At 31.7% G+C, this 19,407-nt stretch carries 16 protein-coding genes and 1 other annotated feature; of the genes, 12 read left to right on the forward strand and 4 right to left on the reverse strand.

The window, feature by feature from the left end; genetic code table 11:
- The first annotated feature begins 151 nt into the window (after positions 1 to 151).
- The 3 genes from KTC92_RS14490 to KTC92_RS14500 all read left to right on the forward strand — a co-directional run bounded on the left by KTC92_RS14490 (position 152) and on the right by KTC92_RS14500 (position 3,409).
- A complete protein-coding gene (locus KTC92_RS14490) occupies positions 152 to 394 on the forward strand; it encodes an HAD family hydrolase (protein WP_258280780.1) in 243 nt (80 codons plus the stop codon).
- Between the two features lie 117 nt (positions 395 to 511).
- Positions 512 to 1,549, forward strand: a complete 1,038-nt coding sequence (locus KTC92_RS14495) for a Gfo/Idh/MocA family protein (protein WP_220286313.1) — start codon at positions 512 to 514, stop codon at positions 1,547 to 1,549.
- A 201-nt stretch (positions 1,550 to 1,750) separates the two neighbouring features.
- Positions 1,751 to 3,409, forward strand: a complete 1,659-nt coding sequence (locus KTC92_RS14500) for a glutamine--tRNA ligase/YqeY domain fusion protein (RefSeq protein WP_216302407.1) — start codon at positions 1,751 to 1,753, stop codon at positions 3,407 to 3,409.
- 53 nt (positions 3,410 to 3,462) lie between these two features.
- Here the strand turns inward: KTC92_RS14500 and thrS are convergent, their stop codons facing one another.
- From thrS to KTC92_RS14515, 3 genes are all read right to left on the reverse strand, one after another.
- Positions 3,463 to 5,400, reverse strand: a complete 1,938-nt coding sequence (gene thrS, locus KTC92_RS14505; RefSeq protein ID WP_165413831.1) for a threonine--tRNA ligase — start codon at positions 5,398 to 5,400, stop codon at positions 3,463 to 3,465.
- Between the two features lie 134 nt (positions 5,401 to 5,534).
- Positions 5,535 to 5,737 (reverse strand) — a binding site (T-box leader).
- A 102-nt stretch (positions 5,738 to 5,839) separates the two neighbouring features.
- Positions 5,840 to 6,763, reverse strand: coding sequence for a polysaccharide deacetylase family protein (locus KTC92_RS14510; protein ID WP_258280608.1), 924 nt, complete (start codon positions 6,761 to 6,763; stop codon positions 5,840 to 5,842).
- A 138-nt stretch (positions 6,764 to 6,901) separates the two neighbouring features.
- Positions 6,902 to 7,156: a hypothetical protein gene (locus KTC92_RS14515; protein WP_165413829.1), complete on the reverse strand. Its 255-nt coding sequence runs from the start codon at positions 7,154 to 7,156 to the stop codon at positions 6,902 to 6,904.
- 310 nt (positions 7,157 to 7,466) lie between these two features.
- Between KTC92_RS14515 and KTC92_RS14520 the strand changes: the two genes are divergently transcribed.
- The 3 genes from KTC92_RS14520 to KTC92_RS14530 all read left to right on the forward strand — a co-directional run bounded on the left by KTC92_RS14520 (position 7,467) and on the right by KTC92_RS14530 (position 11,273).
- A complete protein-coding gene (locus KTC92_RS14520; protein WP_220286315.1) occupies positions 7,467 to 8,534 on the forward strand; it encodes an NlpC/P60 family protein in 1,068 nt (355 codons plus the stop codon).
- A 633-nt stretch (positions 8,535 to 9,167) separates the two neighbouring features.
- On the forward strand, positions 9,168 to 9,848 hold the full coding sequence (locus KTC92_RS14525) for a response regulator transcription factor (RefSeq protein WP_165413827.1): 681 nt from the start codon (positions 9,168 to 9,170) through the stop codon (positions 9,846 to 9,848).
- A 3-nt stretch (positions 9,849 to 9,851) separates the two neighbouring features.
- Complete coding sequence (locus KTC92_RS14530; RefSeq protein WP_258280609.1) at positions 9,852 to 11,273, forward strand: cell wall metabolism sensor histidine kinase WalK; 1,422 nt, start codon at positions 9,852 to 9,854, stop codon at positions 11,271 to 11,273.
- Between the two features lie 248 nt (positions 11,274 to 11,521).
- Here KTC92_RS14530 and KTC92_RS14535 read toward each other — a convergent pair whose 3' ends face one another.
- On the reverse strand, positions 11,522 to 12,439 hold the full coding sequence (locus tag KTC92_RS14535; RefSeq protein ID WP_220286316.1) for a transposase: 918 nt from the start codon (positions 12,437 to 12,439) through the stop codon (positions 11,522 to 11,524).
- A gap of 295 nt (positions 12,440 to 12,734) precedes the next feature.
- Here KTC92_RS14535 and KTC92_RS14540 point away from each other — a divergent pair, with 295 nt between their 5' ends.
- From KTC92_RS14540 to KTC92_RS14560, 6 genes are all read left to right on the forward strand, one after another.
- A complete protein-coding gene (locus tag KTC92_RS14540) occupies positions 12,735 to 12,980 on the forward strand; it encodes a FeoA family protein (protein ID WP_165413825.1) in 246 nt (81 codons plus the stop codon).
- A gap of 82 nt (positions 12,981 to 13,062) precedes the next feature.
- On the forward strand, positions 13,063 to 13,824 hold the full coding sequence (locus KTC92_RS18710; RefSeq protein WP_216302412.1) for a FeoB small GTPase domain-containing protein: 762 nt from the start codon (positions 13,063 to 13,065) through the stop codon (positions 13,822 to 13,824).
- A gap of 16 nt (positions 13,825 to 13,840) precedes the next feature.
- On the forward strand, positions 13,841 to 15,232 hold the full coding sequence (locus KTC92_RS18715) for a nucleoside recognition domain-containing protein (RefSeq protein ID WP_369811878.1): 1,392 nt from the start codon (positions 13,841 to 13,843) through the stop codon (positions 15,230 to 15,232).
- Positions 15,233 to 15,814: 582 nt separating this feature from the next.
- Positions 15,815 to 17,539 (forward strand): phospho-sugar mutase, encoded by a 1,725-nt coding sequence (locus KTC92_RS14550; RefSeq protein ID WP_216302414.1) that lies wholly within the window; start codon positions 15,815 to 15,817, stop codon positions 17,537 to 17,539.
- A 344-nt stretch (positions 17,540 to 17,883) separates the two neighbouring features.
- Entirely contained in the window at positions 17,884 to 18,222 is a 339-nt protein-coding gene (locus tag KTC92_RS14555) for a hypothetical protein (protein ID WP_220286318.1), read from the forward strand.
- A gap of 219 nt (positions 18,223 to 18,441) precedes the next feature.
- The gene (locus KTC92_RS14560; RefSeq protein ID WP_258280610.1) at positions 18,442 to 18,777 is read left to right on the forward strand and encodes a 50S ribosomal protein L7/L12; all 336 of its coding nucleotides are present in this window, start codon (positions 18,442 to 18,444) and stop codon (positions 18,775 to 18,777) included.
- Positions 18,778 to 19,407 lie beyond the last annotated feature (630 nt).

The raw sequence follows: 19,407 nt of genomic DNA on the forward strand, positions 1-19,407 counted from the left end.
TTAATTAATTTTAATTTCTTAATGTTATCAGCAGATAACCTTATATACTATTTGATGTCTATAGTCTATTGTTTGTTCCTATTGTATAATTAAACTAACAAGAATTTAATATATAATTACAAAATTCACTGTTTGAAAAGTAGCACCTTTTATTGTAGAAGTTATGAACAAAAGCTCTTGTAAAAGGTCAGGCATAGAAAAGCTTGCAGGGGAATTAGAAATAAAGCCACATGAAATTATATGCATAGGGGCTTTAGGGAATGATAAACAAATGATTGGGTATGTAGGACTTGGAGTGGTAATGGGGAATGCCTTTGTGGAAATTAAAAAAAACGCTGATTATGTGATAATTGATCAGTTCTATCTTGGGATAGACAAGTTCTATCAAAAATAATATGAGCTACATTATGTATACATTATATATAGTAAGGTGGAGATACTATGTTTGCAGAGGAAATTGTAGAAAAGACAAACGTAGAGCTTACATAAAATGAAAGCGGGGTATAAATCTATGAAAAAAATAAACTTTGCGATAATAGGATATGGTGGTATAGCAAAAACTCACTTATTAGCAGTTTACGACGCTAACGTAAGGTTTTCACTCCCTTATGAGTTAAATTTAACACATATTGTAACTAGAAAGCCTACAAACATACCCATAAGTTGTGTGAGAAATGTTACGGACATTGAAGAGGTCCTTAAGGATGAACAAGTTCATTTTATAGATATATGTACCCCGAATGATTCACATTTTGATATTGTAAAAAAAGCAGCTGCGTATGGAAAAGCTATTTACTGTGAAAAGCCTCTAGCAACGAATATTTTTGATGCTATGGAAATGGAGAGACTTGTTAAGAAAAATAATATAATAAATTCTGTAGCCTTAGTTTATAGATTTATGCCCGCTCTCTCTCTATTAAAAAGAGAACTTGAAAAAGAGACCATAGGGAAGATTATAGATTTTAAAGTTAGAACTTATCATGACAGTTATTTAAATGAAAAGAAAAAGGGCACTTGGAGAACTGGGAAAAATTCTGGCGGAGGAGCACTACTGGATTTAGGTGTTCATTTAATTGACATGATACAATTTACTATGGGAGATATAGAAGAAGTAGAAGCGAAGACTAGGATTTATTTTAAGGAAAGAGCAGAGGTTGATGAAATTGCAAATTGTGATTTTACATTAAAAGATGGAACTTTCGGAAGTCTAGAGGTTTCAAGAGTATTTACTGAAAGAGAACAAACAGATGATTTCGTAGTTTATGGTAGCAAAGGTAGTATAAAAATTAATTTTAACAATCCTTATGAAATTGAAATATATAGATATGAAAGTAGCTCAACAGAAATTAAAAATGTAGCATCAGGAGATAGTCTATTAAAATATTATGCTGACAAAAGGAACTCCCTAGGATTTTTCCAAAATTGTCATACAGCTTCACTTATAAATTTTGCTAATAAAATTTTTAATAATTGCAGCGATGGCATTGATGGCGATTTCTCAGATGCATTAAAATGCCAGAGAATAATTGATAAGGTGTATGGGAGATAGGCATTAAACCACTATAAACAAAACGGGATACTTAAAAAGCATAACATTTAATACCGCGCTACGTAGAAAAAAAACTGTTTTTGTGATATATTTATTAGCATATAGGTAAAACTTACAAGGTATGTGAGGTATACAAGGTATGATAAGCATACAAGATATGATTAGCATAAAGTATGCTAGATTAAAAGGAAGGTGTCAAATATGGAAAATAAAACGACTTCATCAAATTTTATAAGAAATATTGTTAAGGAAGATATAGAAAGCGGAAAACACAAAAAAATAATTACTCGTTTTCCACCAGAGCCAAACGGATATTTGCATATTGGGCATGCAAAGTCAATTATTTTAAATTTTGAATTAGCAGATGAATTTAAAGGTAAGACAAACTTACGTTTTGATGATACTAACCCAGCAAAAGAAGACAAAGAGTACGTTAAATCTATAGAAGAAGATGTAAAATGGCTTGGATTCAAGTGGGATGATTTATTTTTTGCATCAAACTATTTTGATGAAATGTATAAACGTGCTGTATTATTAATAAAAAAGAATATGGCTTATGTGTGCGATCTTACAGCTGAGGAAATGAAAGAGTACAGAGGTACTTTAAGAGAGCCAGGTAAAGAAAGTCCATACAAAAATAGAACTGTGGAAGAGAACCTAGATCTATTTGACCGTATGAGAAAAGGTGAATTCGTTGATGGATCCAAGGTTCTAAGAGCTAAAATTAATATGAGTTCTCCTAATATAAACATGAGAGATCCAATAATTTATCGTATATCTCATGCGGTGCATCATAATACAGGAGATAAATGGTGTATTTATCCTATGTATGATTATGCGCATCCAATAGAAGATGCAATTGAGGGTATTACACATTCGATTTGTACTTTAGAATTTGAAGATCATCGTCCATTATATGATTGGGTAGTAAATCAATGCGAAATGGAAAGTAAGCCAAGACAAATAGAGTTCGCAAGATTAAATATAACAAATACAGTAATGAGTAAAAGAAATCTTAAGCAATTAGTAGACGAAGGAATTGTAGATGCTTGGGATGACCCACGTATGCCAACTATAGCAGGACTAAGGCGTCGTGGCTACACACCAGAAGCTATACGCAATTTTTGCAGAGAAATTGGCGTTGCAAAAGGTAACAGCACTGTAGATGGACAAATGCTAGAGCACTTTATAAGAGAAGATTTAAGTCCAAAGGCGCTTAGAACTATGGCAGTTTTAAGACCATTAAAAGTAGTTATTACAAATTACCCAGAAGCTCAAGTGGAAATGCTTGAAATTGAGAATAATCAAGAAAATCCAGAAATGGGAACTCGCCAAGTCTCATTCTCAAGAGAAATATATATAGAACGAGAAGATTTCATGGAAAATCCACCTAAGAAATACTTTAGATTGTTCATAGGTAACGAAGTAAGGCTTAAGGGAGCATACTTTATAAAATGTAATGAAATGATTAAAGATGCTGACGGAAATATATGTGAAATTCATTGTACTTATGACCCAGAAACTAAGAGTGGTAGTGGATTTACAGGGAGAAAAGTTAAAGGAACAATTCACTTTGTAGATGTAGTAAATGCAGTGCCTGCAGAATTTAGGTTATATGAGCCTTTAATTTTAGATGAGAAGCAAGAAGAAGGAAAAACTTTCATAGATCAAATAAATCCGGATTCTATAGAAATATTACAAGGGTTTATAGAACCAAATATGAAGAATTCAAAACCACAAGATAAATTTCAATTCTTCAGACATGGATATTTTAATGTAGATTCTAGATACACAACCGATGATAAAATAGTGTTTAACAGAATAGCATCTTTAAAAAGTTCATTTAAAATTAATAAATAAAAGTTAATAAAAAAAGCAAGTACAAGATTTTATCCTGTACTTGCTTTTTTTAATTATAATAGCTTAGTTTCTATTTCTTCTTTAATTCTTGAAATAAATGAGTCTAAAGAAGTTGCACCTTCATCACCATTTTTGCGGCTTCTAACAGAGACTTCATTTAGTTCTGCCTCTTTTTCACCAACTATTAATAGGAAAGGGGCTCTTTCATTACGAGCTTCACGAATCTTGTAGCCAATTTTTTCTGCTCTAAAGTCTGCAGAGGATCTGATTCTTGATTCCTTAAGCTTTGCAACTACCTTTTCTGCATAATCATGATATTTTTCAGAAATAGGTAATACCTTAACTTGTAGTGGTGCAAGCCAAGTTGGGAAGGCACCAGCATATTTTTCTATAAGCATTGCAAGTGTTCGCTCATAGCAACCAATAGAAGTTCTATGGATAACATATGGACGTTTTTTAACTCCATCTTTATCAATATAAGTCATGTCAAATCTATCTGGCAGTGCGAAGTCAATTTGCACTGTAATTATAGTATCTTCTTTACCATGAACATTTTTGAATTGAAGGTCAAGCTTAGGACCGTAGAAAGCAGCTTCACCGATAGCTGTTTTATAATTTATTCCTAAGTGATCTAGTATATCTTTCATCTTCGATTCAGTTTCTGCCCAAGCCTCAGGGTTGTTAATATACTTATCTTTATTTTTTGGATCCCATTTAGAGAATCTGTAAGTAATATCATTTTCGATTCCAAGTGTTTTCATTACATAGTTAATTAAATTTATAACATCTTTAAATTCTTCTTCTAATTGCTCAGGGGTAACAACTAAATGACCCTCTGAAATAGTGAACTGACGTACTCTCATAAGACCATGCATTTCACCTGAAGATTCATTTCTAAATAAAGTTGAAGTCTCCCCATATCTAATTGGAAGGTCACGATAACTCTTTTGATCTGCATTATAAATTGTAAATTGGAATGGGCATGTCATTGGGCGAAGTGCCATGACTTCCTCATTTTTAGATTCATCACCAAGGACAAACATTCCATCTTTATAATGATCCCAGTGACCAGACATTTTATATAAATCGCTCTTAGCCATAAGAGGAGTCTTAGTTAAAACATAACCTCTTTTTTCTTCCTCATCTTCAACAAAACGTTGTAATAATTGGATTACCCTTGCGCCATTAGGCATAAGTAGAGGCAAACCTTGACCTATAACATCTGATGTTGTAAAGAATTTTAGTTCACGGCCAAGCTTGTTATGGTCTCTTTTTTTAGCATCTTCCATCTTCTCTATATGAGCATCTAAATCGGATTTTTTAGTGAAGGCAGTTCCGTATATACGGCTAAGCATCTTGTTTTTCTCGTTACCTCTCCAGTAAGCTCCTGCAACTTGAGTAAGTTTAAATGCCTTTACATACTTTGTAGACATTAAATGTGGTCCCGCACAAAGATCTGTAAATTCGCCATGTTTGTAGAATGATAATTTTGCGTCAACTGGTAGGTCTTCAATTAATTGAACTTTGAAATTTTCATCTCTTTCTTCCATAAAAGCAATAGCTTCATCTCTTTCAAGCTCGAATCTTTCTATTGGAAGATCTTCTTTAACAATCTTTTTCATTTCTACTTCGATTTGTTTAATTTCATCTGCTGAGAAAGAATCTTGTTTATCAAAATCATAGTAGAAACCCCCATCTATAGCAGGTCCGATGGCAAGTTTTGTACTAGGGAACAATCTCTTTACTGCTTGAGCTAAAATATGAGTAGCACTATGCCTAAAGGCTTTTTTACCTTCTTCGCTATCAAAAGTTAATATACTAACATCGCAGTCCTTAGTGATTTTATAACGTAAATCTACGATTTCATCATTAACCATTCCAGCACAAGCAACTCGTGCAAGGCCCTCACTAATATCTTTCGCAATTTCAATTACAGTCATTTCAGATTCATAAGTTTTAATTGAACCATCTTTTAATTTAATGTTTATCATATGTATTGCTCCTTTCTTTTATCTTATAGGGTTAAGTCATATTTGAGAAATAACACTAGCATAAATATTATGCGCAATTCTTTAAACCTATATTTTTATAAAACAAAAAAAACCCGTCCCAATTCTAATTATAGAATTGGGACGAGATTATAATTTCCCGCGGTTCCACCCAAATTGTTTATAAAATAAACCACTTAATAATTATAACGGAATTACCGGACTTTATTGAAGTCACTCAGAGGCAGTCTTCAGCCAATTTCATTTAAGAATACTTCCAGCTAAGGTATCCTTTCTCTGTAAATGTGCCATGGCTTACTTTTCTCTTCGTAGAATTAAATTATTATATTTATATTAATTATAGCACTTGCACTAAAGATGTCAAGGTAGCAAATAAAGTTATTTAGGCGTTTTCAACAAAATAAATAGTAGGTAAGATTTTCTATTTTACTACTTTAAATTGTGGTGGATAAGTATTTTCAGAGAGTACATCAAAGATGAAACCTTGATTTGTAAGACCCTCAATAATTTCAGGTAAGGCTTCAACTGTTGTGGTTTTTGGATTTAAATCATGCATTAATATAATGGCGTGTTTAGTCCGACTAGATTGAGTTAAAACTGATTCTATAATCTTATGTTTGTGCTGACAAAAAGCGGAAGCATCACTAGAATCAACATTCCAATCAAAGTATTTATAACCATCCTTATTCATTTCACTAATTACAGTGCTCATTATTTCCATGCCACCGTAACTGTGACTAATAGTATTATTAGAGCCACCAGGATATCTTAAAATATGACTAGGCTTTTTACCTGTAATTTCAGTAAGGAACGAATCTAATTTTTTTACGTCTTTTTTAAAATTATCTGGCGATGCATAAATACTATTATAATCATGACTGTAAGTGTGATTAGCTAAAGTGTGCCCATCGTCAGAAATTTGTTTATACAAAAATCTTGATTCAGGGTGACCATTTACAAAAAAAGTAGCCTTAATATTATATTTTTTTAGGACTTTTAAAATTTGTAAAGTGTTGCTAGATACCCCGTCATCGAAGGTTAAATAAGCTATTTTAGTATTATCTAATTTGGATTTATATAAGACTTCATCCTTTTTGATAGTACTTTCGAGGATCTTATTTTGTGATTTTAACTTCTTATTGTCCTCATGAATCTGAGCTATTTGATGCGACAATAAACTATGTTGATGTTCACTTGAAACTACGGTTACTTGGCTAACTGCGACTCCTAAAAACGAAGTAATGCATAAAGTAAAAATAGAAATTTTTACTATTAGGAATTTTAATGAGTGCTTTTTTTCTATGATTGAAATTCTCATAGTAATACCTTCCTTTTTTATATTCATGTACATATATTATCTATATCAGTTTGTAATAGGTTTAACGACATTTCAGAAGGAAGTCTCCAACTTCTATAAGTGGGAGTTACACCCCCCGAACAAACAGAGGACTTCAGTGGAAGTATAAAGCTCCTTCTGAAGTCGTTAATACTTCAGCTCCGAAGGAGATGATTTAAACCTATTAACTTTTTCTGAAACGCTAGAAGCTGTTTCAATCAATTGATAGTTTGTCTTTGTTAAAGTCTGATTTTCACCTTTTAGAGAATCAAATTCGATTCTTAAAGATTCAATTTTGAGTTTATTAGCATTTATTTTACTGTTATTAAAGAAATAAAAAAATATTGAATTTAAAAATAGGGCACTAACAAGCATTATGGAAATAATATTTTTCTTTTTCATTCTTACTCTCCTTCCTTGTAAAACTTACCAATCGACAATATTATACACTGCAATGTGTTATAACTCAACTTCTGCATTAATAAATAATGGATTTTTTTAATAAATAAGGTAATGTTTTTGCAGACAAAGTGGGGGACGGTTAACAATTATTAATATAATTGTTAACCGTTTTGTCAGGTTTCACGAGAAGTTTATTTTATGTAATGTTTCCCAATTGCATAAAAATGGACAATTTTCATAACAAATACATAAAACTGTGGTATATTTCTTAGGAAGTTATAAATTCTAAACAAATGAAGGGGATGTACTAATGAAGAATGCATTAAGAAATCTTGCAGTTATGATGATATTAATTTTTAATTCAAACGTAACTGTATTAGCTGTTGGACCAAATGCAGAGGTGCAGAAGAATGACTCATTATCTAAAATTGAAGGACAAAGAGAAAAAATCGAAATGAAAATAGAAGAATTTGATAATGAAATTCAACAAAACATGGCTAAAACAGAAGAGAATAAAGATAAAATATCTAAAACTGAAAAGGCAATTGAAAGTGCCGCAGTGGAGATTAATCAGGTCGAAAAAGAGTCTGAAAAAGAACAGAAGGTATTTAATAGTAGGATGAGAACCATGTACATAAACGGGTTTAATGGGTATGCGAGCATAATACTTGATTCAGAGAGTTTCGGTGATTTTGTATCAAGAGTAGAAAATATAAAAACCGTTATAGAATATGATAAAAAAGTAATGGATGAGTTTGAAGATACCAGAAAAGAATTAAATGAAAAACAGCAAAATTTAAACAAGACAAAGAAGGTATTATTGAGTTTACAAGTAGAAAATAAGCAGAAGTTAAATAAGATGATTGCAACTAAAGAATCACAAAACAAATTACTGGCTGAGCGAAATAGCAAGGAAAATCTTCTTCCAGGAGGGACAAGCAATCCACAAATATTAGCAACTAAAAACATAACAAAAGCAAAGGAAGCATCACCTAAATTTACACCTTCAAGAGGCGCAGCTACTCCATCAAGTAATGCTGTAATAGCCTATGCTTCTAACTTTCTTGGCACACCATATTTATGGGGCGGTTCATCGCCAGCGGGATTTGATTGCTCAGGATTTACGCAATATGTATATGCACATTTTGGAGTATCCATAGGAAGGACAACCTTTGATCAGATAAATGATGGCGTACAAGTGTCTAGAAATAGCCTTCAATCCGGAGATTTGGTGTTGTTTGGAAGCGTTGGTAATCCCCATCATGTAGGTATATATGTAGGGAATAATACATATATACATGCTCCTAGTACAGGAGATGTGGTTAAAGTTTCAGCTATGACAAGATCAGATTTTATATCAGCTAGACGAGTGAAATAGAAAATACATAATTAAAAATAGTAAAGCATAAAATTTCTACTTTGTGACGTGCAAACGAAAGAGAATTTTATGTTTACCATACAACATAGTGGGGACGGTTAACAATTATTAGTTATAATTGTTAACCGTTTTTGAAGTTTTACGAGGAGTTTATTTTCACAAAATAATTCCAAATTGATAATCTTCACAACAACTACATAAGTTTTTGATAAATTTTTTCTATGATTATAATTTACTTTATCATATTACAAATCTTAGTATCCATGATTACTAATAGCTCTTTATTAACCTTTGAATAGGATGAATATTGAATTTATGGATTTTTAAAGACATTTTATTTGGATATCTTTATATTAGGATGAGTTTCGGTTATCATAGTAATAACAGCATTAGACAATTGATTTTTTCTTGCAGAATTTCACTTTCATATTATAATTCCTTTATATATCGATTATGCTAAACCTTAGGGGAATATAATAATGATCGGAATTTAATTTAAACAAGTAGGGACGGTTAACAATTATTTGTCTTTTAATTGAAGAAATAAGTGGGGACGGTTAACAACCTTTTAGCTTTTATAATATAAAAATGTGTAACTATCAACTATTAGGATTAAAGAAGGGGTAATTAAACATGGATAATATATTGATTATTGAAGATGAAGAAAAGGTTTCAGAAATATTAAAAGCATATCTTGAAAAAGAAGGCTATAGAGTACATTGCACCACAAAGGGACTGGAAGGCATAAAACTTTTCGAAAAAATTGAATTCAGATTAGTTATTTTGGATCTAATGCTACCGGACATATCTGGCGAAGAGGTGTGCGGTGTGCTAAGAAAGATTTCTGAAGTGCATATATTTATGCTTACGGCAAAGGGTACATTAGAAGATAGAATACAAGGATTAAACCTTGGAGCAGATGAGTATCTTGTTAAGCCTTTCAGCCCGCGAGAACTAACAGCAAGAGTAAATGCTTTATTTAGAAGGATTAATGTAAATAAGTTTGAAACAAAAGTTTATAATAATGGAGATTTAGAAATTAATTATGACAAAAGGATAATTAAGGTACGCGGGACAGAAATAGCTCTTACACCAAATGAATTTGACATAGTGCATATTCTTTCATCTAACAGGGGAAAAGTATTCACAAGAGAGCAGCTTATTGAGAGAATAATGGGAATAGATTTTCAAGGTTTTGATAGAACGATAGATGTACACATTAAAAATATACGTAAAAAAATAGAAGAAGACAGTAGAAATCCTAAATATGTAATAACCGTAACTAGAATTGGTTATAAATTTGGTGGTGATTAATTTATGAGAATTATAAACTTTATGCGAAGTATAAAATTTACGCAAAGCATAAGAAAAAGGTTAAGTATTATTTTGGTATGCACCTCTATATTAGCGCTTTTTTTGTCTACACTTTTGGTGAATATAACAATATCAAGAACCTTCAACAGGTACTTAGTCGAAATACAAAATAAGAGGGATATTAGAATAGTAAAATATTTAGAAGAAGTATATAAAAAAAATGGTAAGTGGTCAGAAACTTCAGGAATAGAAATTATGCATGAAGCCTATATGAGTAGATACTGCCTTACTCTTAAGGATGAAAATAAAAAAGCCGTTTGGGGAATGAACGCTAATGACATAGTTAACAATACTAATATCACTATGCACGTCAAAAATGAAGGGGTTTATACTACAAGTACCTTTGAAATAAAATCTAAGGACAAGATTGTAGGATACATAGAAATAGGGCAATACGCACCAGTTCTATTATCCAAAGAAGATGTGGATTTTAAACTCTCAATAAATAAGAGTATTATTTTAAGTGTCGTACTTTCAATTTTAATAACAATATTAATTAGTCTTTTTATTTCGAAGCAATTCTCTACTCCGCTTAGGCAAGTTTCAAAGATTTCAGTCAATCTTTCAAATGGAAACTATAATGCAAGGGCAAATGATAAGAGTAGCATTTTAGAACTTGAAGATTTAAGAAATAGCATAAATACACTTGGAGAAAAGCTTCAGCATCAGGATGTCCTTAGAAAGAGGTTAATATCAGATATATCTCATGAAGTCAGAACGCCTCTTAATATTTTACAAAATAATTTTGAAGCTATGATTGATGGTATTTTCCCCGTAGATAATGAAAGATTGACTTATCTTAATGAAGAAGTTATTAGATTTGGAAAGCTTATAGACAACTTAAATGCATTAAAAGAGGTTGAAGGAGAAGAAATAGCATTAAACACGGAGAAAATTTCTTTGAAAGATATCCTTTCTTCAGTTGTAAAAGAATTTGAATTAATAACAGAAAATAAGAATATTAACATGACCTTAGAGTTAAACACAAGTAAACAATGCAACATTTTAGGAGACAGAGATAAAATAAAACAGGTAATTATTAACTTGCTTTCAAATGCAGTTAAATTTACTCCCAAGCAGGGGAAAATTGATATTGCTTTAAAAGAAGCTGATGAAAAAGTAATATTAAAAATAGAAGATACAGGCATTGGTATTAAGGAAGAAGACTTACCTTATATATTCGAAAGGCTCTATAGGGGAGATAAAAGTAGACATGAAATGGAAGGCTCAGGGATAGGTCTCACTATTGTACGCAATATATTAACCATTCATAAAGCAAATATAGAAGTGGAAAGTAAAGAAGGCGCGGGTTGCGTTGTAACTGTAAAATTTAATGGGGCTTTGTGGTTAACCTCAAGAAAATAAAAAGTGGGGACGGTTAACAAACAATTAAACAAATGGTGAAATAGATAGGGACGGTTAACGAGTAATGAAAAGATGCATGTTTAAAAAAACATGTATTTTTTCATTGCTCAGCATATTTAAGAGAACTTGTTTTAATAATTTTATCTTATACATTAATAGAAGATCATATTTATGTATGCTTGTCCAAGTATATTTGAATAAAATAACCATATTTTATTCTCTGAAAAATTTTCGTTTATTACAAATGGCTAAGCATAGGATTTAATAAAATCACCTATAATATTTTCGTATTTTTCGTCTGTTCCAATTAATTCTATACCGATAGTGCTTAATTTTGATACTCTAGCCTGCGTAATGTTCCCAAGTGTGTTAGATATATCACAGGATTTAAAGTTGCAGAGGCTTCTCATTAGAACAACTGTTAACGCTTTTGCTTTTACAAGTTTTCTGCTGTACTTCATATAAAGATGAACCTTTGATACGTTTAGTTTTGACGCTATAAATTCGGCTATATCCTCTGGTTTAAAGTTCCTTATAAGTATTTTCCTATCACTTTTATACTCTGTTTTTTCATCTTCAAATTCAAAATCAATTTCTTCTTTCAGCTTTTCTTCGTTGTCTCTAAAAACAAGGTTATAGTAATTTTTCCTTGCAGTTTTAAGGCTATTTCCAAAAAGACTCATAATAAATCCATAATCAATTAATTTAAAAGAATCACGTCTTTTCCCTAAGAATATTGCTAGACTAGAAAATGCATATTTTTCAGGACAATCCTTATATTCCACTATGGCTGTAGGATTATTGTGTGTATATAGCGATAAGGTCTTTAAATACCTTTCATTAGCAACTATTATACTCTTAAACCTATCTCTAAAAAGATGACCTTCCCTTTTATGTTTTTTATTAAAATACATTGCATAAGAAAAATTTATTCCATGCATTACTTTTGATATGTCTGATCCGTTAGCATCAATTATTAAATGTAAATGGTTATTCATTAGGCAGTACCCATAAAGTTTAAAATCATATAGGATCTTATATTTTTTTATAAGGGATAAATACTTTTTCTTATCATCAGAATCCTTGAATAAATCTACCTCAGTGATACTTTTGCACATAATATGATATATAGATTGTTCACTTTTTAATCTAAAAGTTCTTGACATAAAAAATCATCCTTTCCCATAAGCTTTTCTTAAAATTATTGCCTATGGGTCAGGATGATATTCATATTCTAAAGTCAATAGTTTAAATAGTTGTTAACCGTCCCCGGTGTTGTGAACTTTTCTTTTTTTATTTTAAGTGACGATTTTAGCCTTAAACACATAATATAAAGCAAAGGCACATTAAAATAAATAACAAATCAGTATACGAGTCTATTCTAGCATAGTCTATTTTTCGTTATCTTTACTTGTTTTTTATTCTTGTGGGTCATAAGACAATATCAAGGCAGGTGAAAAAATGGAAACCTTAATAGTAAAACTAACAGAAATTGCAGTAGGGAAAAAAGTGCAAGTGGTAGAATTGCTCTCGGAAGGTTTATCAAGACAACGAATGCTGGATTTAGGGATAGTGCCAAACACCACTATCCACGTACTTAGGCAGAGTCCTTTTGGAGATCCAACGGCATATCTTATAAGAGATACTTGTATTGCACTGAGAGAAGAAGAAGCTCAAAATATTATAGTAAGAGACATAGAATTGTAGCTATTAGAATACAATGACTGTTAAATGTCATCTCAGGGCTAAATAGTTATAAATATAAATATTAATAGAGAAAGGAGAAAAAATGGGGCTAACTTACAGTTCTAGTAATAAGCAGGGATTAAAGGATCTTTTTAATGTAGAGAAATTAAAAGAAGAAGATTATGTCATTGCACTTGCAGGAAACCCAAACACGGGAAAGAGTACAGTGTTCAATGCACTGACTGGACTTCATCAGCATACAGGAAACTGGCCAGGGAAAACCGTTGTAAACTCTCAAGGGAAATATGGTCATAAAGGCACAGACTTTACTATTGTGGATTTGCCAGGCACTTATTCTCTTCTTGCAAGTTCTGTCGAAGAAATAGTAGCTAGAGACTTCATTTGCTTTGGAAAGCCAGACGTAACAGTGGTTGTTTTAGATGCCACGTGTATTGAGAGAAATTTAAACTTGCTTTTGCAGGTGATTGAGATTACTGATAAAGTAATAGCTTGTGTAAATATGATGGATGAGGCTAAAAGTAAAAACATAAGTGTAAATATAGAAGCTTTATCAAAGGAATTAGGTATACCGGTGGTGCCAACTACTGCAAGAAGTAATATAGGCATGAATATTTTAAAAGATACCATATATGATTTATGCACTAATAAAATTCATACCTGTCCCGTACAAATTCAATATCCTAAAAGTATTACGCAGCAGCAGCAACAGCTCACCCCAATGATTATCTCGATTTTTAAGGACAAAATTAATGCTAAATGGCTTGCATTAAGACTTCTAGATGGAGATGAATCACTTTTAAATTCTATAAGCAAATTTTTAGGTTATGACTTAAGAAGTAATTAATAGGGAGGTGTAATTGTTGAATCTAAAGGAAGACGCAAATATTAAGGAGGTTCTAAAAAAATCAAAACTTTTTAGAACACAAAACAATGAAAACATAAGAGACACCATTGTAGAAACTATTTATAAAACGGCGGAGGATATAACAAGAAAAACTGTTATAAAAGACACTGAAAGGTTATTGTCTCAGCAAAAAATTGATGACATAGTTACCTCTAAAAAAACGGGTATCCCAATAATGATACTACTGCTAGCAGTGATATTTTGGCTTACAATTCAGGGAGCAAATTATCCTTCACAGTTTTTGTCAAAATTCTTGTTTTGGATAGAAGCAAAGATCAGTTTATTCTTTATCTATATACAAGTTCCCCTTTGGCTAAATAACCTTTTAGTACTAGGAGTATACCGAACTTTCGCCTGGGTAGTAGCCGTAATGCTTCCACCTATGGCAATATTCTTTCCTATATTTACACTACTTGAAGATGCTGGATATCTGACTAGAATATGCTTTAATTTAGACCATTCTTTTAAAAAAGCTTGCTGTCATGGAAAACAAGCACTAACTATGTGTATGGGGTTTGGTTGCAATGCTGCCGGGGTAATAGCCTGCAGAATAATTGAGTCACCAAGAGAGAGGCTTATAGCCATTGTAACCAACAATTTTGTACCCTGTAATGGTAGATTCCCAACTCTTATAGCTCTATCAATGGTGTTTGTAGGAGTGAGTATAACGCCTGCTAGTAGGTCTGTTATAGCTGCACTGATGGTAGTGCTTTTAGTGCTTATAGGTATAGGGATTACATTACTAACATCCTATACATTATCAAAAACAATACTAAAAGGTATGCCCTCAAGCTTTACATTAGAGATGCCACCCTATAGAAAGCCTCAACTCGGAAGGGTATTATATACATCTATAATTGATAGAACCATGTTTGTGTTGGGAAGAGCTATAATGGTAGCTGTGCCCGCTGGTGCTATAACCTATATTCTTGGCAATGTCATGATTGGAGATATAAGTATACTAGCCCATGCAGCAAATTTTCTAAATCCCTTTGCGAATGCCATAGGTTTAGATGGCTTTATTTTGATAGCCTTTATTTTAGGATTTCCAGCAAATGAAATCGTGCTACCTATTCTTTTAATGGCATACTTATCTAAAGGATCCATGCTTCAATTTGAAAGTATAGATCAGCTTAGGGAGATTTTGCTAAACAATGGGTGGACATACTTAACACTCATAAACACAATGTTATTTTCACTATTGCACTTTCCGTGCGCCACAACAGTATGGACTATAAAAAAAGAAACCGGAAGTATAAAATGGACAATATTATCTGTATTAATGCCCACAGCCATTGCCATAATCATATGCTTTTGTACCACCAAAATTTATAGGATTTTCATGTAGTCAAAACAAAACCTTAAAACAAAACCTTAGGGACAGTTAACAACTAATTGAACTATAGCCTGGTCAAAACCAGAGGGACAGTTAACAACTAATTGAACATTAAACTGTCCCTCACAAATATATATGAAAAAAATAAAGACTTTTGTTTTAACAAATCTTGCGAATTTGCTAAAACAAAAGTCTTGTTCCAAGTAAATCTTGCACCAAACCGGGCGTAAGCCAGTATGTCGATTTGATGTATAAGGCAAAGCCTTACGAACTACTCCCTTTCATTTTAAAGTAAAGATTATATTGATAAATCACTAAAAGGGTACCGTTAATGACTTCAGAAGGATAAATAATTAATTAATGGTTATTAACTATTGTTGAAATAATAATAAGCACAATTGGATCCAAGGAGGAATTCATTCTGAAGTGCCATTAAGGTATCCTAATATATTATATGTGCAAAAGGATAAGTTGTTACAGATATTTATACTATATGTAAAATTTATCCTAAAAATTGTTATTAGCTGTTTAAAATGAATAGGAAGTAATGTATAATGTTATCAAATGGTAATTATTTGGAAGGTGGGAGTTAAAATGACTTATATAAAAAAATATGAAGAATGGTTAAATAATAAATATTTTGATGAAAAGACTCGAGAAGAATTAAGGGCAATATCAAAAGACAATAATGAAATTCAAGATAGGTTTTACATGGACTTAGAGTTTGGAACTGCAGGTCTAAGAGGAAAATTAGGTGCGGGACTTAATAGAATGAATTTATACATAATTTCAAGAGCAACGCAAGGGCTTGCGGATTATATTAAAGGTTATGGACAAGCATATATGGATAGAGGTGTAGCAATAGCTTATGATTGCAGACATTTTTCACTTGAATTTGCAGCTACAGCATCACAAGTTTTAGCAGCAAATGGAATAAAGGCTTATTTATTTGAGGAATTAAGGCCTACTCCAGAACTATCTTATGCAGTAAGAACGTTAGGTACCGCTGCAGGAATTGTTGTGACTGCTAGCCATAATCCTAAAGAATATAACGGATACAAGGTATATTGGGAAGATGGTGCCCAGATCTTATCATCTACTGCAAATGGTATAACAGAAAAAATTCAGAGCATTACAGATTTTAGTACCATAGAAATCATGGATCTTGAGGAAGCTAAGGAAAAAGGATTAATAGTAATGCTCGGGAAAGCAATGGATGATGAGTATATGGAGAAAGTAAAGGGACTAGCTTTAAGGGATAACATAGATAAAGATATAAAAATTGTTTATACACCTCTAAATGGTACTGGAAATATGCCTGTACGAAGAGTACTAAAGGAAAGAGGTTTTACTAATATAATAGTAGTGCCAGAGCAAGAAAACCCAGATCCAGACTTTACAACCGTTGGATACCCAAACCCAGAGGATGTAAAAGCCTTCAAATATGCCCAGGAACTTGGTAAAAAAGAAGGGGCAGAGTTATTAATAGCTACAGATCCGGATTGCGATAGACTTGCTATAATGGTCAGAGATAAAAATGGAGAATATGTTGCTTTCAATGGTAATCAAACAGGGGCTATATTAATAAAATATGTTATAGAAGGGATGAAAGAAAAAGGCACGCTTCCTAGCAATGCGGCCATAGTAAAATCGCTAGTAACAGGGGATTTAGGCAGGCAAATAGCTAAGAAATATGGCGTGGAAACCTTCGAAGTACTTACAGGATTCAAAAATATTTGTGGTAAAATCAATGATTTTAAGAAAGATGATAGCCATGAATTTATATTTGGATACGAAGAAAGCATTGGGTATGTTGCTGGGACTTTCGTTCGTGACAAAGATGCAGTGATATCTTCCATGCTTTTATGTGAAGCTGCAGCCTACTATAAATCACAAGGGAAAACTCTAATAGATATATTAAATGAGATATACGAGGAATTTGGATATTATAGAGAAAACCTAATATCTCTAGTTCTAGAAGGCATAGAAGGACAAGAAAGAATTTCTAGAATGATGGAAGAATACAGAAAAGATAATCCAAAGACAATAGGCACTGCGAAGCTTACTAAATATATAGATTACGATATAGAAAAAGCTTATGACGTAATTAATGGTACAGAAGAATCTAGTGGAATTCCAGTATCTAATGTACTTAAATTCTACTTTGATGATGAGAGCTGGTATGCTGTAAGACCTTCAGGTACAGAACCAAAAATTAAAATATACATGTACTCAAAGGGAGAAACTTTAAAAGCTGCAGAAGAAAAATTGGTAGAAATGAAAGATATAATTATGGAAAAACTTCAAAGTACAAAATAAACATAAGAAACATATAATATATTAAAGGGATCCATGCATTGTGCTGAATGCATTCGGCTGCACTGCATGGATTCCTAAATACAACTAGATTTATCCCTAATGAATTTACAGTTATACTTGTACCATAAAGTCTCATGATAAATTTAAAATGGAATATCAATAGTTGTATAGATGCAACAATTAATAAATTGAGAAGGGGAATTTCAGTATGAGGATATTTAATGACATTTCAGAAGGAAAGTCTCCAATTTTTATAAGTGAGAGTTAATCACTCTAGCAAAAATAAAACTCCAGTGGGAGTGTAAATACCCTTCTGAAGTCGTTAATATGCAGCTCCGCAGGAGATGATTAATTTAGTAGTGATTATAATATCATTAATTTTTGTTGGGCTAGGTTTTAGCTTAAACTATAATGTTTTTAAAAAAATTAATGAATATAGTTTGAAATTCAAGGTGTTTTTTAGTCCTCAATTTCAGGAGAAATTAAATAAAAATTATACAAGTGCAGTTAAAATAATTGGAACAAGTGACATAGCATTAGGAGTAATGCTTATAATTTGGGTGTTTTTATTTGCAGCATTCCCTAACACTTTTAAAAATAATAATATTAGTTGTATTGTAATTGGTATTTTATCAATTATGAATCAGATTATATTAAATCTGAAACTTAAGAAGATAAAATAAACAATATTTTATATTGTTTCATAATTATTGTGGGAAAATTTATTGGCTTGTCGGAAATAGACAAACCAATTTTAGTGGTTTTTAAATTTAAAGATATCTAATTTACAAATATTACTAGGTTACGCTTGCTTATAATTTGCATTATGATTAGTAGGCAAATAAACCATAGTTTATTATGCATAAATGCAATATTATGACAAAGTTGAAAGGAGTGAAATTATGAGTGATACATTTATTTTGGTACTTATAGTAGCGGGAGTAGCGGGAGTAGTGTTAAATATATCAAGTACATCAAATACTATTAGTATGATGCGAGTTGAAATTGCGCAAATGAAGAGAACTTTAAATATGATTGCGGATAAAGTTGGTATTCCGAGTGAAATAGGACTGCCGGGTGAAATGCGTGTGTCAGATGAAACAATGGCTGAATTAAAAAGCCTTATTTTAGAAGGCAAAAATATCAAAGCAATTAAAAAATATAGAATGGCTACTGGAATAGGGCTCAAAGAAGGCAAAGATTATATTGATGCTCTAAGTGAAAAGGAATTAAAATAGGTAATTTACACGTCTATTATGTTTCATAATTATTAGTGGGAAATTATTGGATTGTAATAAATAGACAAGCCAATTTTAGTATATGTTAATTCTAAGTGTGCCAAGTGACCCTAAACTTTAAATTTTAAATTTTAAATTTTTGAACCAACTCATTAAGTTTTTGTGCAAGCTGTGCTTGATTTTGTGATGCTTGTGCAATTTCATCTGACATGGAGCTTACAAATTCTCCATCCGCGCCATATTGAATGTTATTTACAGTTTCACGGATTGTTCTGCAAGTCTTCTTACTTCCTCAGCAACTACTTAAAACCTCTCTCAGTCTATTACATAAGCATAACTATTTTTAGCACTATATTTTTTAACTATATTTTTCAATTCTTCAAGTTTTAAATCGCCCATCTTTTTTTTATTGATTCGACACGTAATAATCAGAAATTAAATTTGATATAAAAAATGGTATTCCTAAAATTAATATAGCAATGATAATTAGTTGATGTTTTATAGATTTCATCTTTAGACCCTTTTTTCTTGTATTTAAATATATTTAAACATATTTAAACATATATGTAATAAAAATATACTGAAACTGCGGTAAAGGGTTGCATTTATATAAAAATGTACTGAAAATTG

It is taken from the genome of Clostridium sp. CM027 (assembly GCF_024730565.1).
GTDB lineage: Bacteria > Bacillota > Clostridia > Clostridiales > Clostridiaceae > Clostridium_AD > Clostridium_AD estertheticum_B.